Source organism: Paenibacillus popilliae ATCC 14706 (assembly GCF_000315235.1).
Lineage (GTDB): Bacteria > Bacillota > Bacilli > Paenibacillales > Paenibacillaceae > Paenibacillus_B > Paenibacillus_B popilliae.
This window is the reverse complement of record NZ_BALG01000493.1, coordinates 1-201: the sequence shown is the minus strand read 5'-3', so window position 1 is coordinate 201 and position 201 is coordinate 1. Positions and strand designations below refer to the sequence as shown.

General features: G+C 50.7%; 1 protein-coding gene. It reads right to left on the bottom strand.

The genetic code is table 11. From position 1 onward, the window contains the following. Positions 1-201 (bottom strand): pyocin knob domain-containing protein (locus tag PPOP_RS24925; RefSeq protein ID WP_006288300.1); only part of this gene is annotated, 201 nt, incomplete at both ends.

Sequence of the window (201 nt, the reverse complement as noted above, 5' to 3'; positions counted from 1 at the left end):
GCTTTTGCCTTTGCCTCTGCTTGGTTTGCCACACTATTCGCATGCGCTTTAGCGTCGGCTCCGGCTTGAAAAAGATTCGGTGACCAATCACCCCATTTGCCGCTATCTTTCACGCGCTGGTAATAACTATGGTCGACAAAGCCGTAGGCATTTTGCACACAATGCAGCGCGTTGTGGCGGATTACCTCTACCCAATACCAT